The 17,904-nt window shown below is 60.4% G+C and carries 17 protein-coding genes; 6 read left to right on the top strand and 11 right to left on the bottom strand.

The genetic code is table 11. The features are described 5' to 3' along the window. Window positions 1–221: 221 nt before the first annotated feature. Window positions 222–1,301 carry a PLP-dependent cysteine synthase family protein gene (locus RDA78_RS08075; RefSeq protein WP_434054812.1) on the top strand — a complete coding sequence of 360 codons (1,080 nt, stop codon included), beginning with the start codon at window positions 222–224 and terminating at the stop codon, window positions 1,299–1,301. Next, window positions 1,252–2,754 (top strand): pyridoxal phosphate-dependent decarboxylase family protein, encoded by a 1,503-nt coding sequence (locus tag RDA78_RS08070; RefSeq protein ID WP_434054811.1) that lies wholly within the window; start codon window positions 1,252–1,254, stop codon window positions 2,752–2,754. Before RDA78_RS08075 ends, RDA78_RS08070 begins: the two co-directional genes overlap by 50 nt. Before the next feature lie 29 nt (window positions 2,755–2,783). Here RDA78_RS08070 and RDA78_RS08065 read toward each other — a convergent pair whose 3' ends face one another. The 9 genes from RDA78_RS08065 to RDA78_RS08025 all read right to left on the bottom strand — a co-directional run bounded on the left by RDA78_RS08065 (window position 2,784) and on the right by RDA78_RS08025 (window position 12,256). Continuing rightward, on the bottom strand, window positions 2,784–4,421 hold the full coding sequence (locus RDA78_RS08065) for a dihydroxyacetone kinase subunit DhaK (protein ID WP_434054810.1): 1,638 nt from the start codon (window positions 4,419–4,421) through the stop codon (window positions 2,784–2,786). 11 nt (window positions 4,422–4,432) lie between these two features. Next, the gene (locus tag RDA78_RS08060) at window positions 4,433–5,428 is read right to left on the bottom strand and encodes an ABC transporter ATP-binding protein (RefSeq protein WP_434054809.1); all 996 of its coding nucleotides are present in this window, start codon (window positions 5,426–5,428) and stop codon (window positions 4,433–4,435) included. Continuing rightward, window positions 5,421–6,518 carry an ABC transporter ATP-binding protein gene (locus RDA78_RS08055; protein ID WP_434054808.1) on the bottom strand — a complete coding sequence of 366 codons (1,098 nt, stop codon included), beginning with the start codon at window positions 6,516–6,518 and terminating at the stop codon, window positions 5,421–5,423. The genes RDA78_RS08060 and RDA78_RS08055 overlap by 8 nt, the downstream gene beginning before the upstream one ends. A gap of 14 nt (window positions 6,519–6,532) precedes the next feature. Next, on the bottom strand, window positions 6,533–6,721 hold the full coding sequence (locus tag RDA78_RS08050; RefSeq protein WP_434054807.1) for a hypothetical protein: 189 nt from the start codon (window positions 6,719–6,721) through the stop codon (window positions 6,533–6,535). After that, entirely contained in the window at window positions 6,718–7,659 is a 942-nt protein-coding gene (locus RDA78_RS08045; protein WP_319384608.1) for a carbohydrate ABC transporter permease, read from the bottom strand. Before RDA78_RS08045 ends, RDA78_RS08050 begins: the two co-directional genes overlap by 4 nt. Next, the gene (locus RDA78_RS08040; RefSeq protein ID WP_306142098.1) at window positions 7,656–8,603 is read right to left on the bottom strand and encodes a carbohydrate ABC transporter permease; all 948 of its coding nucleotides are present in this window, start codon (window positions 8,601–8,603) and stop codon (window positions 7,656–7,658) included. Before RDA78_RS08040 ends, RDA78_RS08045 begins: the two co-directional genes overlap by 4 nt. 136 nt (window positions 8,604–8,739) lie before the next feature. Continuing rightward, window positions 8,740–10,059 (bottom strand): ABC transporter substrate-binding protein, encoded by a 1,320-nt coding sequence (locus RDA78_RS08035; RefSeq protein ID WP_434054806.1) that lies wholly within the window; start codon window positions 10,057–10,059, stop codon window positions 8,740–8,742. A 225-nt stretch (window positions 10,060–10,284) separates the two neighbouring features. Beyond that, window positions 10,285–11,310 carry a LacI family DNA-binding transcriptional regulator gene (locus RDA78_RS08030; RefSeq protein ID WP_434054805.1) on the bottom strand — a complete coding sequence of 342 codons (1,026 nt, stop codon included), beginning with the start codon at window positions 11,308–11,310 and terminating at the stop codon, window positions 10,285–10,287. 181 nt (window positions 11,311–11,491) lie between these two features. Then, entirely contained in the window at window positions 11,492–12,256 is a 765-nt protein-coding gene (locus tag RDA78_RS08025; protein ID WP_434054804.1) for an SDR family oxidoreductase, read from the bottom strand. 272 nt (window positions 12,257–12,528) lie between these two features. Between RDA78_RS08025 and RDA78_RS08020 the strand changes: the two genes are divergently transcribed. Continuing rightward, the gene (locus RDA78_RS08020) at window positions 12,529–14,139 is read left to right on the top strand and encodes a BCCT family transporter (RefSeq protein ID WP_434054803.1); all 1,611 of its coding nucleotides are present in this window, start codon (window positions 12,529–12,531) and stop codon (window positions 14,137–14,139) included. A 98-nt stretch (window positions 14,140–14,237) separates the two neighbouring features. On the opposite strand, the gene RDA78_RS08015 is transcribed toward RDA78_RS08020, so the two are convergent. After that, window positions 14,238–15,254 (bottom strand): 1-aminocyclopropane-1-carboxylate deaminase, encoded by a 1,017-nt coding sequence (locus RDA78_RS08015; protein WP_434054802.1) that lies wholly within the window; start codon window positions 15,252–15,254, stop codon window positions 14,238–14,240. A gap of 157 nt (window positions 15,255–15,411) precedes the next feature. Here RDA78_RS08015 and RDA78_RS08010 point away from each other — a divergent pair, with 157 nt between their 5' ends. Further along, window positions 15,412–15,876 carry an Lrp/AsnC family transcriptional regulator gene (locus RDA78_RS08010; RefSeq protein ID WP_434054801.1) on the top strand — a complete coding sequence of 155 codons (465 nt, stop codon included), beginning with the start codon at window positions 15,412–15,414 and terminating at the stop codon, window positions 15,874–15,876. Window positions 15,877–15,912: 36 nt separating this feature from the next. Here RDA78_RS08010 and phnF read toward each other — a convergent pair whose 3' ends face one another. Then, entirely contained in the window at window positions 15,913–16,653 is a 741-nt protein-coding gene (phnF, locus tag RDA78_RS08005; RefSeq protein ID WP_434054800.1) for a phosphonate metabolism transcriptional regulator PhnF, read from the bottom strand. Window positions 16,654–16,786: 133 nt separating this feature from the next. Between phnF and phnG the strand changes: the two genes are divergently transcribed. Together phnG and phnH are read left to right on the top strand one after the other, a co-directional pair. Beyond that, window positions 16,787–17,260, top strand: coding sequence for a phosphonate C-P lyase system protein PhnG (phnG, locus tag RDA78_RS08000; RefSeq protein ID WP_434054799.1), 474 nt, complete (start codon window positions 16,787–16,789; stop codon window positions 17,258–17,260). After that, a complete protein-coding gene (gene phnH / locus RDA78_RS07995) occupies window positions 17,260–17,901 on the top strand; it encodes a phosphonate C-P lyase system protein PhnH (protein WP_434054798.1) in 642 nt (213 codons plus the stop codon). Before phnG ends, phnH begins: the two co-directional genes overlap by 1 nt. The last annotated feature ends 3 nt before the right edge of the window (window positions 17,902–17,904 follow it).

The raw sequence follows: 17,904 nt of genomic DNA, 5'->3' as shown, positions 1-17,904 counted from the left end.
AGATTAAGGTGACTAGGTGATGGACCTGCAGACAACGCGGGCCGGCATCCAAAAATCTCCATGATTTTGGAACGCTTTTTCAAAATTCCTCATGGTTTCCTCAAACTTCGCTCAAGACTTGGTTGAAAAGCCGTGTCACTTTCCTCAGCGTAAACACATTGCCACCTGTCTCGATGACAGGAGGCGCGTTGTTGCAACCCATTTTATTGCAAGGAAAGAGTATGACCGGCGGAACACTCAGAACCACATCAGGCGTTGGCCACACCTATGACAGCATTCTCGATACGATCGGCAACACGCCATCCGTTCGCATCAACAATCTTGCGCCGGAAGGTATAAACCTCTTCGTCAAGTTTGAAGCGGCCAACCCGGGCGGCTCCGTCAAGGACCGGCTGGCCGTGAACATCATCGAGGCCGCCGAACGGAGTGGCAAGCTGAAACCGGGCCAGACCGTTGTCGAAGCGACCAGCGGCAACACCGGGATCGGACTGGCCATGGTGTGTGCCCAGAAGGGTTACCCGCTTGTCGTCACGATGGCCGACAGTTTCTCCATCGAACGCCGCCGCCTCATGCGCATGCTCGGTGCCAAGGTTGTCCTGACCCCGCGCGCGGAAAAGGGCTTCGGCATGTACCGCAAGGCGGTTGAGCTGGCAGAAGCGCACGGATGGCTCCTGGCACGCCAGTTTGAAACCGAGGCGAATGCGGAAATCCACGCAGCAACGACCGCACGGGAAATCATGGCGGATTTCGAGGGCCAGCGGCTGGACTATTTCGTCACCGGTTACGGGACGGGCGGAACGGTGACCGGCGTCGGCCGCGTTCTCAGGGTTGAACGACCCGACACGAAGATCGTTCTATCTGAACCCGTCAACGCCCAACTGCTCGGAAGCGGCACCGTTCAGGAACGCACGGATGACGGTTCGCCCGCCGCAAGCCACCCGGCCTTTGAACCGCATCCAATCCAGGGCTGGACCCCCGATTTCATTCCTGTCGTTCTGCAGGAATCGGTCGACAATCACTATTACGACGACCTGCGCCCGGTTGCCGGCATGGCCGGTGTCGAATGGGCCAAGAAACTCGCATCCCAAGAAGGCATCCTGACCGGGATTTCAGGCGGCGCCTCCTTTGCCATCGCGATGGAAATCGCGGAAAAAGCCGACCCCGGCTCGACAATCCTGTGCATGCTTCCCGACACGGGGGAACGCTATCTCTCCACGCCGCTGTTTGAGGATATTCCGGAGGACATGACCGATGAGGAAGTCACTATCTCCAGGTCCACACCCGGCTACCACCTGGGCTGACGCTCCGGACCGATACGACGTTCTGCAGGCCGCGCAGGTGCACGCGTCCGCCTACCGGCGCGGTCTGGAGGAAAAACCCTGTACGCCGAAGCAAAGCTACCGTGAGATGCTGCAGGTTTTTTCCGAGCCCTTGCCGGAGACCGGCAGCGACGGGTCTGAAGTCTTGAACGAGCTTGTGGCGCGCGGCGAACAGGGCCTGACACCGATGACCCATCCCGGTTTCTTCGGCTGGGTTCTCGGCGGTTCGTCACCGGTCGGTGTCGCGGCCGACTGGCTGGCCAGCGCCTGGGGTCAGAACGCAGCCTTTCACACGTCCTCTCCGACAGCGGCTGCGGTTGAGAAAATTGCGGCCGGCTGGCTTCTCGATGTTCTGCACCTGCCGGAACAAGCGGCGGTCGGTTTCGTCACCGGCGCAACGGTTGGCAACTTCACCGCGCTTGCAGCTGCGCGCGGTGCCGTCTTGCGCCGCGCCGGCTGGGATGCTGACAATGACGGTCTTTTTGGTGCGCCGCCGATCACGGTTTATGCCGGCGACGACGCACACACGTCCGTATTTTCCGCTCTCGGCTATCTCGGCCTCGGCCGCAACCGGGTCAGGAGAGTGCGGTCCGATGATCAGGGCCGGATGATGGCAACAGATCTGGCGAGGCAAATGGCTGAGCTGAACGGCCCATCCATCGTGATCGCGCAGGCCGGCCAGATCAACACGGGCGCATTCGATCCCTTTCCCGACATCCTGGAGATCGCGAAGTCGACGAATGCCTGGGTGCACGTGGACGGGGCTTTCGGGCTTTGGGCGCGCGCCCACCCCGAGTACCGTTTCCTCACTGAGGGTGTCGAGCACGCCGACAGCTGGGCGGTTGACGGCCACAAATGGCTGCAGACACCCTTTGATTCCGGTTATGCCATTGTCCGCGACCGCGACAGCCTGCAAAGGGCAATGAGCATCGATGCCAGCTACCTGCCGGCAGTCGGCGAAGCCGACCGGATCCCGTCCTTTCTTGTCCCCGAACTGTCCCGCCGCGCGCGCGGGCTGCCGACCTGGGCAATGTTGAAATCCCTCGGAAGACAGGGCGTTGAAGATCTTGTCGGCCGGCATTGCGCCATTGCCCGCAAGATCGCCGAACACCTGGGCAGCACAGACGGCATTCGCATCGTCAACGACGTTGTCCTCAATCAGGTGATCATCAGCTTCGGGCACCCGGAGCAAGGCGCTGCGCAACGAAAGGCACTGACGGAAGCCGTCATCGCAAGACTTCGGGATGACGGTTCGATCTTCGTTGGCGGAGCCCGGTGGAGGGACGACTGGGTGATGCGGATTTCGGTGATCTGCGACGCGACACAGCCCGCCGATGCCGAACCGGTCGCAGACGTGATCCTCAAGGCCTGGGCAGCGGTTTCAGGCGGGACCGCCCGCGCGGCCACGCCCGTAGCCATCAGAACGCCCGATTGATCCAACCGGACGTTCTGCGAACCGGTGGTTCAAGCGGTCAGGGCCGGTTCCGCTGCGAGCAGCTCCAGGAGCAGGGCGACCGCTTCCGCTCCCGGATCGTTGTGACCTGAAAGCGCTGCCTCCGACACATAGCTTGCCCGGCCCGCACGGGCCCGGGTGATCCGCGACGTTGCATCTGCACCCTGCCGTGCTTCACGTGCCGCTGCATCGATCCCGTTTTCAAGGGCGTTGAGCGCAGGCATCATTGCGTCGATCATGGTCCGGTCACCAGGCTTGGCTCCCCCGACCTGCATCACCCGATCAAGGCCTGCTTTCAGCGCACCGATGGAATCGCTCCCGCTTGACGACGCATCACCCGCGGCTGCGAAGAAGATCGCCAGCAGCACCCCGGACGATCCGCCCATCGTCTGGCTGAGTTCCACTCCGATCGCGCGATAGAGCTGGGTCAGGTCGGCCAGCGGCATCCGGTCCAGCGCCGTCACAAGAGCGCGCGCAGCTGTGGCGAGCGTGCTTCCGGTGTCGCCGTCGCCCGACTTGGCATCCAGCGCATTCAGGTCATCCTCCGCCGCGATCAGGATGCTGCAGCATTTTTCGATGAACCGCCGCGTCTCGTCGTTTTTAGACGGTAAAGGCTGGATCGGTGACAGGCCGTCCGGCAGCGGCAAAATGGACACCGGGCCGAGGGCGAGACAGCCGGGCCAGACCCATGGTGCGACCGGCGCCTGAAGGAGCGCCTCTTCCGTCTTGCTGACCGGCAGGAGCGAGACCGAGAAACCGTGCATGTCGAGTGAGGTCATCATCGCCGCGGGCCCAACCAGCCAGCGGATCTGCCCGCCGATCCGCGAATGCGTCAGCTCTTCGGCGAGGACGGACATTTCCAGCGGCGTCGTCCCGCCAAGATTGTTCAGAAGGGCAACATGCGGTCCGGGCGCCAGCGCCGGTTCGAGCCGGTCGACCACCATCGCCATTGCCGATTTCGCATTGGAAAAGGTCACCTGTTCGATACCCGCTTCCCCGTGGATGCCGAGACCGAGTTCCGCCATGCCCGGGCCGATCCGGTCTTCCTTGGGGGACCCGGGGATCGTGCATGTGTCCAGCGACATGCCGATGGAAACCGCACCGGCAATGACCTGCTCGGCAGCCTCGGTTACGGTGGCAAGATCTGCCCCCTGGTCGGCGAGTGCGCCTGCGATCTTGTGTACGAACAGCGTCCCGGCAACACCTCTCGCCTGGGGCAGATCCGGCAAGGCAACGTCATCGTCGACAATTACCATGTTGACCTTCAGACCGAACGCCCGCGCCCGTTCCACCGCCAGGCCGAAATTCAGGCGGTCGCCGGTATAATTCTTGACGATGACGAGACACCCGGCCTTTCCGGTGACAGCCAGTATGCCCGCGAGAACCGCATCAACGGACGGTGAGGCGAAAACCTCTCCGCACACCGCCGCCGTCAGCATCCCCTGGCCGACGAAGCCAGCGTGACTGGGCTCATGGCCGGAACCGCCGCCGGAGACGAGTGCCACCTTCGACTTGTCCCAGTCGGTTCGCACCACCACCTTGATATGCGGATATCCGTCGAGGCGCGCCAATCGGCCGCCTGCGGTACGCAAGGCACCGTCAATGGCTTCCGTGACCAGTGCTTCCTTTGAGTTGATGAACTGCTTCATGTTCCCTCTCCTCAGGTGATGCGGACGCCGCTGGCGTCAAAGAAAAGCGGATTGCGGGGCTGAATGGCGACGGTATCGCCTGGTTCCAGGTCCGCATGTGCATCGGCGAGCGTGACGACATCATGCCCTTCAAGCTTGAGATGCAGCCTGATCTGGTCCCCAAGGTGTTCGACGCGCTTTACCGTCGATCCCTTGCCCTCTCCTTGTTGTATGTGTTCGGGTCTGAGCCCGATCTGCGCGGCCCCGGCCGGGGCACCCGCGAACATGTCCGCTGGCAACACGTTGAGACGCGGTTGCCCGAGCCTGCCTGCGACGTAAAGATTGACCGGGTTCTCGTAGATTTCGCGCGGTGTCCCGAACTGCACCAGCTTGCCCTGATCCAGGACCCCGATATGGGTGGACATGGTCATTGCCTCGATCTGGTCATGGGTCACGTAAAGCAGGGTCGCACCGAGGCTTTCCTGAATCCGTTTCAGCTCGATCCTGAGATCCGAGCGCAGTTTGGCGTCCAGCGAGCTGAGCGGTTCGTCCATCAGGTAGATGGTCGGATCCCGAACCAGGGCACGACCGATCGAAACGCGTTGCATTTCGCCGCCTGACAGCGCCGTGGCCTTGTTGTTCAGCTTGTGCGAGATCCTCAGAACTTCGGCGACTTCCGCCACCTTGCGTTCGATTTCGTCCGCAGGGGTTTTCAGAAGGGGCGAGCGGAGCGGAAAGGCCAGATTCTCCCGGACGCTCATATGCGGGTAGAGCGAATACTGCTGGAACACCATCGCGACATTCCGCTGCGCCGGCGTGTCGTCCATGACGGACCGGCCACCGATCGACACATCGCCGCTATCCGGTTCCTCCAGCCCGGATATCAGGCGCAGGATCGTGGTCTTGCCCGCCCCCGTCGGACCGAGCAGCGTGACGAACGCACCATTGGGAATGGTCATGCTGACATCGGAGACGGCAACCGTATCGCCAAAGGTTTTCGAGAGACTGGAAAGCCGCACTTCAGACATGAGCAAGCACTCCCTCGTTGAGATCGGACCTGAGAGCGCGGCCGCTCTGATTGTCGAAAAGCGTCGCTGTCGTTCCGTTGAAGGCAAGGCCGACGGTTTCGCCTGGCCGGGCGGGCTGATCGGAGGCAATCCTCGCCTTGAGATCACCACCCACGGTCTTCACCGTCACGATCTGGGTTGTTCCCAGATACTCAGCGGCGATCACCTCGCCCCTGTTGCCGCCATCATCGTTCAACGCGATGTGTTCCGGTCTGATCCCGTAGACCAGATCCCCCTCGAACGGTTCACGAACTGTCGGAACCGCAAGATCCACATGATGCATCCGGACGCTCGAAGACCCGGCATGAACCTCACCGTGAAACCGGAGGAAATTCATCGATGGCGATCCGATGAAGTCGGCCACGAACATGGTCGCCGGCTTGTCGTAGATATCCTGCGGGGTGCCGAACTGTTCGATGACGCCGTGGTTCATCACCACAATCTTGTCACCCATCTGCATCGCTTCCAGCTGGTCATGCGTGACATAGACCGTGGTAGCGCCCATGCGGTCATGGAGGGCACGCAGTTCCTCGGCCATGTGCTCGCGAAACTCCGCGTCGAGCGCACCCAGCGGTTCGTCCATCATGAAGGCCTTGGGCTCGCGCACGATGGCGCGGCCAAGCGCGACACGCTGCCGGTCGCCGCCCGAAAGACCACTTACGGGCCGATCGAGGATATCCTCGATGCCGAGAATGCGGGACACCTCGGCCACCTTTTCCGTGACATGTTTCTTCGACATGCCCTGGCTGACCAGCGGATAGCTGATGTTCCGGCGCACATTCATGTGCGGATAGAGCGCGAACATCTGGAAGACGAAGGCAATGTCGCGCTGGCGGGCAGGCTTCTGGCCGACCTCTTCCTTGTCGATATAGATTTCGCCCGAGGTCGGCAGTTCCAGACCGGCAATCATGCGCAGCGTCGTTGTCTTGCCGCAACCCGAAGGGCCGAGCAGCATGAAGAACTCGCCGTCCTCGATCTTGAAGGATGAGGACTGCACGGCGGTGAAGTCGCCGAATTCCTTCCTGAGATTCCTGATTACGATTTCAGCCATAAGTCAAAAGGCCTCTAGTCCGGAAAGTGGCTGACGACGATGAACATCACCGTGCCGGTCAGTGTGACAATGAAGGAATAGGTGTAGGCCCACAGCACGACCGGCTGCATCAGCATGACGACACCGATGGCGATGAGGACCGAGGCGAGCATCTCCCATGGACCGCGCCGGAACCGCATAAGGCCTTGTACAAACTGGCTCATTTGCGTACCGCTCCGAATGTGATGCCGCGAAGCAGGTGTTTGCGCAGCAGGATTGTGAACACCATGACCGGAACAAGGAACAGCGTCGCACCGGCGGCCACCGCCGGCCAGTCCTGCCCGCCGACCCCGATGATGGTCGGGATGAAAGGCGGTGCGGTTTGCGCGGTGCCCGAGGTCAGGAGGACCGCGAAGGCATACTCGTTCCAGGAAAAGATCAGGCAGAAGATGGCGGTCGACGCGATCCCGGTGGCTGCCTGCGGCAGCACCACCTTGTAGAAGGCCTGGAAGCGCGTGTACCCGTCGATCAGCGCGGCTTCCTCGTATTCGCGCGGGATCTCGTCCATGAACCCCTTGAGCAGCCAGACCGCGAGCGAGATGTTGACCGCCGTATAGAGCAGGATCATGCCCAGATGCGTGTCGGAGAGACCAAGCGTGCGGAACATCAGGAATATCGGGATGGCGACCGCGATTGGCGGCATCATCCTTGTCGACAGGATGAAGAACAGCAGGTCATCCTTCAAAGGCACCTTGAACCGTGAGAACGCGTAGGCCGCCAAAGTCCCGAGGAAAACCGACAGGAAGGTCGAGCCGAAACCGATGATCACCGAATTCAGGAACCGTTCGCCGTAGCGCGACGGGCCGGCGATCACCATGTCGCGGTTGCGCACGATCTCCTCGTACCATGTTGCCGGTGGCGGCAGGGCCTGAAGAGCCTCCGGCGACACACGCGTCCGGGTCGTGAAGAGATTCACATATCCCTCGAGCGAAGGCTCGAAGAGAACCTTGGGCGGATAGGCAATGGCGTCGACAGGTGACTTGAACCCCGTTGTCAGGATCCACACCAGCGGGAGCAGCGTGATGACCGCGTAGAAGACGACCAGGGTCCCGGCCAGCCACTTTTGCAGCCGCGAAGGTTCGGTAATGGAATAGCTGCTCATCTTTCCTTCACCTTGTTCAGGGCTTTCACATAGATTGACGCGAGACCAAACACCGTCACGAACAGGATGATCGCGTAGGCGGATGCATATCCTGTGCGCCACTTCTCGAAGGCCTCACGCTTGAGGTTGATCGAGGTGAGCTCGGTCACAGATCCCGGCCCGCCGCCGGTCAACTGCACGACGAGGTCGAACATCTTGAAATTCTCGATGCCCCGGAACAGGACCGCCAGCATCAGGAACGGCAACACCATCGGCACCGTGATCGTCCAGAATTGCCGCCACTGGCTGGCCCGGTCGATCTCCGCCGCCTCGTAGATGTAGTCCGGGATCGATCTGAGCCCGGCGAGACAGATCAGCATGACAAAGGGCGTCCACATCCACGTGTCGACGATAACGATCGACCAGGGGGCGAGCTTGACGTCGCCGATCATCTGGAAGGACGACGGGTCGATGCCGGTCAGGAAGGAGATACCGTAATTGAAGAGACCGATCTGCGGCTGATAGAGAAACGTCCAGAAATTTCCGACAACAGCGGGCGACAACATCATCGGCAGAACGATCAGCGTCGTCCAGAGATCGTTGCCCTTGAATTTCCGGTTGATGAGCCATGCCAGCGTGAACCCGATCAGCACCTGCAGCAGGATGGTCCAGAACAGGAAGTGCGCCGTCGCCTGCATTGTCAGCCAGATGTCTTCATCCGTCAGAATGCGCTCATAGTTGCGAAGCCCGATATAATCGACTTCCCGGTTCGGCCTGTTGGCGCGAAAATTGGTGAAGCTCAGATTGATCGTCCAGATCAGCGGGAAAATGTTGACCGCCAGCAGCAGGAAGATCGTTGGCAGAACGAAAAGCCAGGCAATTGCACGATCGCTCAAGCCCCGGATTTTGGCCGCAACCGAGGGCGGCGTCGCTTTCGCTACGCGGTCGATAGGGGTATCTGACATCTGTGGCCCGTTTGGAAAGGTGGTCCGGAAAAACCGGCGGGATGATGGTCCGCCCTGGCGGCATGTCAGCCACCCGCCGGAGTTTCAGGGTCAGGCGGGCATGCGTACCGCTTGCCCGTCCGTGTTTCAAAAGCGCTTAGAGCTTGCCTTCGTCTTCGAAGACTTCCGTCCAGTCTTCGATCAGCTTGTCCAACGCCTCTTTCGCCGTTCCCTGATCGGCCACGACATAGTCATGAAGGCGCTTTTGCATTGCCAGCAGCAGCTCTGCATAGGCAGGCTCCTGCCAGAAGTCCATGACACCGTCCATGGCAAGCAGGAAGTCGGCCGCGAACGGGGCGCTGTCGGCAAAGTTCGGGTCGTTCAGCACGCTGACGTGACACGAATATCCGCCGAGATCCCACCACTTCTTCTGAACGGAAGGCTGCGCAAACCACTTGATGTATTCAAGAGCCGCATCCTGCTTGTCGGAATAGGCGACAACGGAAATGCCCTGTCCGCCAAGCGTGGACGCTTCCATCAGCTGGCCCGGGTTGACGAAGAAGCCGATCTTGTCACCGCCTGTATCGGGATCCGCGTAAAGACCGGGGAAGAAGGCGAACCAGTTCATGGCCATGGCCACCTGTCCGGACTTGAACGCGTCGAGCGACTGTTCCATGTAGCTGTCGGTGTAACCCGGAGGCGTCGATGTCTTGTAGAGCTCCTTGTAGAACTCCAGACCCGCAATAGCATCCGGTGAGTTCACCGCACCTTCCATGTCATACTTGCCCGGTGTCATTTCATACTTGAAGCCGAACGGATACATGGCGCTTGTCGCACCCATGGTGATGCCTTCCGAGCCGCGCTCGGTGAAGATTGCGGCGCCGTAACGCTTCTGACCGTCAATCTCGCGGCCCTGGAAGAACTTGGCGACTTCCAGCAGCTCCATCTGTGTTTTCGGCGGAGCCAGGTCGCGTCCGTGTTCGGCCTTGAAGGCCTCCTGGATGTCCGGCATCGCGAACCAGTCCTTGCGGTAGAACCAGCCGTTCGCATCACCCATCGCAGGCAGTGCATAGTAGTTCGGTGTTCCTTTCGGCCAGGTCGAATAGGCATAGACGGTCGCCGGGGCGAAGTCGTCCATGCTGATGCCTTCCTTGTCGAAGAAGTCGTTCAGTTTGACGTAGTGGCCATTTTCCGCGCCGCCGCCGATCCACTGGCTGTCCCCAATCAGGAGATCGCACAGCTTTCCGCCTGAATTCAGCTCGTTGAGCATGCGGTCGGCAAAGTTCGGCCACGGAACAAATTCAAATTTCATGGTGTGGCCGGACTGGGCCTCGAATTCCTTGGAAAGTTCAACAAGCGCGTTGGCCGGATCCCATGCGGCCCAGCACAGCGTCAGTTCGTCTGCCTGCGCCTGAGACACGCTGAGCCCGCTTGCCGCCACAATAGCTGTCGCCGCGAGAAGTTTCGCAGTTTTCATCGCTGATTTCCTCCCGAAATGGTCGCACCCCGGCACCTGCCGGACGGCGGCACTCCTCCAAGTGCATGGCAAGCCTATTTGACATACGTATGTCAAGTCAACATGAAAACTGACATACGTCTTTCTTTATTCGCAAACAGCATCGGAAAAACTCCGAAAAACCGCTTAACTCTCTATTTTAATTGGATTTTCAAAAAAGCGACAGGCGCACGAAACCATACACGGTCAGTAGAGATTTTCCCGCATCACGATCTCGATGCGGATCTGCTCCTGCGCTTCATAGATCCCGGCATCGTCGCACTTCGCCCGCAAAACGCGTAGTGCGCTGCGCGCGAGATGGCCGACATTCTGCGCGATGATCGCATCCACTTCGCCCTCGACCAGCGCCTGACGCGTCACGGGCGTCAGGTCATGCGCAACAACGACCAGATCGAGACCGGCCGCCGAGTCGCGCAAGGCTTCAAGCATGATGGCATTGCCGGACCCCATGGAGTAGACGGCTTTCAGATCGGCATGGGTTGCCGTGGCACGCGCAAGCGTGTCGCGGATACGGTGCGGGTCGTCGTGAAACTCGATGGTCGGCAAGGCCTTGAGCTTCGGAAAGTCGCGCGAAAGCACTTCATCCAGGCCGTAACGTCGCTCGATACTGTCGCGCGCCACCATGGAATTGGTCGTCACCAGAATGCACCCGGTTTCCCTCCGCAGGAACCTTCCCAGAAGCGCCCCCGCTGTCTGGCCAGCGGAAAAATTATCAATTCCGACAAAGTGATCGCACCTTGAATTCGGCAAATCGGAAACGAAGGCAACGACATAAGCACCCGCACTCTTGATGTGCGCAATCGCATCGCGCACCTGCGGAGTTTCAGGAACCATGAGAGCGACGCCGTCGAGCGTTCCCAGATCCAGCGACTTCAGGCGCTTGACCACCGCGTGCGGGTCTGCCGCATTCACATAGACGATCTCAACATCCGCCCGGTCGGTCACCTGCGCAGCAGCCGCCTCGCGCACCGCACCGGCGGCGGTGTCGACAAAATGGTTCGGACCTTCCGGTAGAACGAAGACGAATTTGTAACGCCGCTTCCTGGCAAGGTTCGCGGCATTCGTGTCGCGCACGTAACCGAGTCTGCGCACCGCATCCTTGACACGCTCGGCGTTCTTCGGCCGCACGTCCGCCCGGCCGTTCAAAACACGGTCGACGGTCGAAAGACTGACGCCGGCCTCACGCGCTATATCATGGACTGTCGGCTTCACTTCGCTACTCCCCGAGGGACCGTCAATCTGGCGCGCCAAACTGACATACGTCAATCAAAATGTAGCGCCGACATGGTCTTTTCCAGGAAAAATGATATCTCTCAGGATGTTATGGAGCGGCCATCCTCGGAAACGAACGTCCGGCCCCGGACACCTTGCGATGCCGGGCCCTCTCCCGAACTTACGGAGCCAGCGTTTCCGTGTGGCCGTCGATCGCGAGGATCTGTCCGGAGATTTTCCGGCCGGCGTCGGAAGCCAGAAAGGAAATCATGTTGGTGACGTCCTCTGCCGTGACCCAGGTTTTCATCGACACGCCGTCCACATAAAGCGCACGCACTTCGTCCTCGCTCATGCCTCGGGCCACTGCCTCTGCGGTAACAACCCGGTCCATGCGCGGTCCCTCGACAGCTCCGGGGCAAATGGCGTTCACGCGAATGCCGCGCGGACCCAGTTCCATCGCGAGCGTTTTCGTCAGACCCACGATGGCCCACTTGGCGGCCGCGTAGGGAGAACGCATCGGATAGCCCATGATGCCTGCGGTCGAGGAGGTCAGGGCAATCAGGCCCGACCCTTCAGCTTTCATGACGCGGGCAGCCCAGCGGCAGGTCAGAAACGCACCATGCACGTTGGTTGCGACGCAGTTCTGCCATTCCGTGTAATCGAGTGTTTCGATCGCGCCCGCAGGCCCACCGGTCCCGGCATTTGCGCACACAATATCCGCACCGCCCCACCGGGCCTCAAGCTCGGAAAGAAAGTCTCCCATCTCGCTTTCCGAGGTCACGTCGGCGACTGCCGCGACCGCGTCCGGATACTGCTCGGAGAAGGCCACGACCGCATCTGCATCGGCGTCGCAGATGGCGACCCGTGCACCTTCGTTCAAAAAGCGTTCGGCGATCACACGCCCAATTCCGGCGGCACCGGCTGATACGAGAACCCGCTTGGTCATGACACAACGCCTTTCTTGATGAGACGATCTCGAAGCGGGCAGGAAAGTGCACGCCCGGCAGGCGGGACGCAAGCAGATTTCAAGTCTGAATGCCAGGCCAGCCCATCACAGTGCCGCATTGGACGCGACGGAAGCAAGGCTGTCGGGACTGGAATAGCCGGTGACGCATGCAGCAAATTCACTGCGACATTTTTTCGCACAATCAATGGACTCCCGCCTCGCTCATATGCAACGCTCGCGGGATGGGGAACAGAACGTCACGAGGAGGGGACATGTCTGAAACGCCAGAAACCAAGAAGATGCTGGATCCGGATCCCCGGGTCTGGGACTTCGAAACGGAATATGAACTCGGGCAGGACAATATCCGGCCCTTCGGCCTGGATCTGCACAACCCTGTCTTCCTGATCTCCAGTATCGTGATTGCAGCGTTCGTCCTGATCTCGCTTGCCAACCAGGAGGCTGCCGCCTCGTTCTTCGGCTGGCTCAGGCCATGGCTGACCAGCACGTTCGACTGGTTCCTGGTCCTGTCGGTCAATGCCATCACGCTCTTCTGTCTGGTGCTGATCGTCCTGCCGGTCGGATCCGTTCGGATCGGTGGCAAGGACGCAAAACCCGACTATTCCTATGCTGGCTGGATCGCAATGATGTTCGCCGCCGGCATCGGCATCGGCCTGTTGTTCTTCGGCGTTCTGGAGCCGGTCTATTACAATTTCGCGGAAAGCGGCAACGCAAGCCCGCTCGGCATCGACATAACCCAACCTGGCAACGAATATGCCGGCATCGTCGGCACGATCCACCATTGGGGCCTGGAAGGCTGGGCAGTCTACGCCGCGGTCGGACTGTCGCTGGCGATTTTCGCCTACAATCTCGGCCTGCCGCTTACGCTTCGGTCGGCTTTCTACCCCATACTCGGCGAGCGCGTCTGGGGATGGTGGGGACACGCCATCGACACACTTGCCGTTTTCGCGACCTTGTTCGGCCTGACCACATCTCTGGGTCTCGGCGCACAACAGGTTGCCGCCGGACTTTATGAAGTCTTCGGTGTCGAACCGTCACCGACTGTCGTCGTTCTTTTGATCATCGGCATCACCGCCATCGCGCTCGGCTCGGTTCTGCTCGGTATGGATGCCGGCGTGAAGAGACTGTCGGAAATCAACATGATCATGGCCGTCGGCCTGTTCCTGTTTGTCATTGTGACCACGGGCGTCGCTGCGGCTGCAACCAGGTACTTCTCCGTGATGACCGACTACGTCATGATGTTACCTGCACTGTCGAATCCGTTCGGGCGAGAGGATACAAGCTTCTTCCACGGATGGACGACATTCTACTGGGCCTGGTGGATCGCCTGGTCGCCATTTGTGGGCATGTTCATCGCCCGCATTTCCAAGGGCCGTACGGTTCGTGAGTTCGTGCTGTGTGCCCTGATTGCCCCAACGGCGGTTTGCGCATTGTGGATGTCCACTTTCGGCGGCGCGGCCATCGACATGCTGAACGCCGGTGGCGCGGAAGGTGTGCGGGCGACGGTTATCGACGCCTACAAGCCGGAAGGGGCCCTGTTCGGTTTCCTGAAGGAACTGCCGCTCTACCAGATCGTCGCACCGATCTCGCTGTTGCTGATCATCATCTTCTTCGTGACGTCGTCTGATTCCGGTTCACTGGTTATCGACACGATCACGGCCGGCGGCAAGATGGATGCGCCCGTCATCCAGCGCGTGTTCTGGTGCACGCTGGAAGGTCTGGTTGCCATCGCGCTTCTGCTCGGCGGCGGGCTTGCGGCCCTACAGGGGGCGGCGGTCTCGACCGGGATCCCATTCACGATCGTCGTGCTGGTCATGTGCTACTGTCTGTGGCTCGCGCTCAGAGCGGAACGCGCCAAGATGTAATGTAACCTTGCCTCGGGCGGCGAGTATATGTCGCGCACCGCCCGAGGCATCACATCCGATTTCAGGGTCCGCTCGCAATCGATCGGGCCCCTTTGCTGTCAGCCGTCCTTGTAATAGTAGCTGTAGCCGTTGAGCGCCGGTGCGCCGCCGAGATGGGCGTAGAGGATCTTCGCGCCATCCGCGAAGTGTCCTTTTCTGACAAGATCGATCATCCCCTGCATGGATTTGCCCTCGTAGACCGGGTCCGTGATCATTGCCTCCGTCTTGGCCGCCAGCCGGATCGCATCATTGGTTTCCTCCGAAGGAACCCCATAGGCCGGATAGGCGTAGTCGGGATTGATGACGATCTCCTCGTCACGGACACGCCTGCCCAGTTCGACGATCTCTGCCGTTTGATCGACGATCTGGCGCACCTGCGCGTGCGTCTGCTCCAGCGTACCGGATGCATCGATACCGATCACCCGGTCCGCGCGGTTCTGCGCCGCGAACCCGACAATCATGCCCGCCTGCGTGGAACCCGTCACAACACACACGATGACATAGTCGAATGTGAAGCCCAGCTCAGCCTCCTGCGCCTTCACCTCTTCGGCAAATCCGACATAACCAAGCCCGCCATATTTATGGACGGACGCTCCCGCCGGAATGCCGTAGGGTACGCCGCCCGCGTCCCTCACCGAGTTCATGGCCTCTTCCCAGCTTTTGCGGATGCCGATATCGAAACCATCGTCGACAAGCCTGGAATCCGCCCCCATGAGGCGCGTCAGGAGAATGTTGCCGACACGATCGTAAACCGCATCGTAGTGGGGCACCCACTTCTCCTGGACGACAACGCATTTCATGCCGATCTTCGCGGCCGTCGCGGCGACCATGCGCGTATGGTTTGACTGCACACCACCGATGGAGACCAGCGTGTCGGCCCCGGAGGCAATCGCGTCAGGCACGATGTATTCCAGCTTGCGCAGCTTGTTGCCACCAAAGGCAAGCCCGGAATTGCAGTCTTCCCGCTTCGCATAAATCTCGACCTTGCCGCCGAGCGCGTCGGACAGGCGCGGCAAATGCTCGATGGGTGTTGGCCCGAAGGTCAGGGGATAGCGTTCGAACTTTTCAAGATTCATGGGAGGGCACCTTTCCGATTTCTGATCACCAGAGGCTGGCAGAAAATCTCAGAAAGGTGCTCTCGAATATCGTGAAAAAAATCGTCTGTATTTGCCAAATGAAAACAATCAGGCATAGTTTTCTTCATTCCAGATATAAAAAATGAAAGATTCTTCCATGAGCGCATTGCTCGACAGAACCGACAGGAAAATTCTCAAGCTCCTTCAGACCGAAGGGCGGTTGTCCAACGCCGAGCTTGCCGACCGGGTTAATGTCAGCCCGGCGACTTGCCACCGGCGCACACAACGGCTGTTCGATGACGGGGTCATCGGGTCGGTCCGGGCGATGGTCAACCCGGACCACGTGGATCGCGCCGCGCTGGTCATTGTCGGCGTGGTGCTGGATCGATCCACGCCCCAGAGCTTCGCCGAATTCGAAGACGCGGTCCGCGGACTGAGTTTCGTTCTCGACTGCCATCTGGTCGCGGGCGATTTCGACTACTTCCTGAAAATCCGCGTCAAGGACATGGCCGATTTCAACAGATTGCATGGCGAGAAGCTGATCGCGCTGCCCGGCGTCCGCCAGACCCGGACGTTCTTCGTCATGAAGGAGGTCACGGACAACGCACTGCTGTCCTTTTAGTGACAAGGCACGCTCTTCCTCGAGATCGGCCGCGCCTCAGACGTCGCCATTCACCACGAGCTGGATCCGGTCGGCGGCGGCGCGGGCACGGGTATACTGGATCGGTTTGCCGGATATATCGAGATTTATGCTCTCGACGACCAGCACGGGTTGGCCGAGCGCAATGCCGAGTTGCTGCGCATCCTTGGCTTCCACCAGTTCCGAGGTGATGCGGCTTTCCTTGCGCCGGTAGTCGTCGATCCCCGCCTTTCTGAGCGCCTCGGTGATCGATCCGCTTTCCGCGTAATCGGCGACGAAATTCGGCACGGTCGCCTGCACGAACCAGCTTGTCCCAATGATCATGGGAACACCATCTGCGACGCGCAGCGTTTCCAGCCGGATCAGCATGGTTCCGAGAGGGACGTCGAGCTGGTTGGCCAGCAGCGCATCAGCCTCTTCCAGCGCGGAGCCGATCAGCCGGCCGCTTGGCGAGCGGTCCTGCCCGGAGACGATTTCGGAAAAGCGCGTTCGCGGACCGATCGGGTAACTGAGCGGCGCTGATGCAACAAATGTTCCCCTGCCCTGATCCGCGCGCAGGATGCCTTCAGACGTCAGCGCGGCGATTGCCCGGCGCACCGTGTGGCGGTTCACGCCGAACCGCGCCGCCAGACTGGCTTCAGGCGGCAGCTTGCTGCCTTCCTCAAAAGCTCCGCTGACGATTTCCGCCTTCAGCGTTTCCATGATCTGGCGCCAAACAGCAATCCCGGCACTGCGGTCAAGTGAGGTTGTGTTCGTCATGTGCACGTCATCAAATTTCGATACCAAAGAGTCAACTGGATTATTTGTATAGACAAATAGACAAGTAATCAGTAGACAGGAGCTGTTTTCGACATCCCCTCCTGTGACCGCCAACCATCTGAAGGCGCGCATCATGACCGAAGCCACACCATTGAACCCGGATGAGGGCGGGCACACCGCCCGCCAAAACATCATCGCAACGCTTGCCGCCGCATCGCCGGAAGCCGTCGCCGAGCGGTACCGCACCATCGATACCCCGGACTTCGAACTGGTACGCCAGCCGGAAACCGGTCTCGTCATGGTTCGTGGCCGCATGGGCGGCACCGGCAGCCCCTTCAACCTTGGTGAGGTCACCGTGACCCGCTGCGTCGTCAGGCTGGAAACCGGGGAAACCGGCAGTGCCTACAGCCTCGGACGCAACAAGGAAAAAGCACTTCAGTCAGCGGTAATCGACGCGTTGTGGCAGCGCGCCGAGGCCAGAGAACACATCGAGACCAGTATCATCGCGCCGCTCGCGGCGATGCGGGCCGACAGCCGCGAAACCGTCCGGGAAGAGACCGAGGCGACGAAAGTCAATTTCTTCACAATGGTGCGGGGAGACAACTGATGGAAACGGCACCAGAAACCACGGCCGCAAATGACAGGCATACACCGCTCGCAGCCGGTTTTCCGGATCCGGTCCACGACGCACAGGCCTGCTTTCGGGCAATCATGGACGCAATGGCCCGCCCCGGAACGCGGCAGAAACTCAAGCTCGACGCGCTTTCGCCGCCCGAACCGCTGACACCCGTTGCGGCGGCAATCGCCCTGACGCTCTTCGACTACGACACCCCGGTCTGGCTTGACAGGACGCTGATGTCTTCCGAACCGGTCAAGGCGTTCCTGCGCTTTCACACCGGCGCGCCGATTGTCAGCGAACCCGTTGATGCCGCATTTGCACTTGTCGGCGACCCGAAACAGCTGATCCCGCTCGCAAGCTTCAACCAGGGTTCGGCGGAATATCCCGACGAATCGACGACGGTGATCCTGAGCGGGCAGGAATTCGACATGTCGCAGAAAGTGACCCTGAGCGGTCCGGGCATCAAGGACACCGCAACGCTGGCGGTGACACCGACCCCGCCGGTGTTCTGGGACCAGGTCATCAGCAACAACAGGCAGTTCCCGAGGGGAATTGACCTGATCTTCGCCGGCAAGACGGACATCGCCGCATTGCCCCGGTCTACCAGTGTCGTGCTCACGGAGATTTAAGCC

The sequence above is a fragment of the Roseibium sp. genome, from assembly GCF_051016195.1.
GTDB lineage: Bacteria > Pseudomonadota > Alphaproteobacteria > Rhizobiales > Stappiaceae > Roseibium.
Note: the sequence above shows the minus strand (reverse complement) of the source record. Positions and strands in the feature narration are given on the sequence as shown.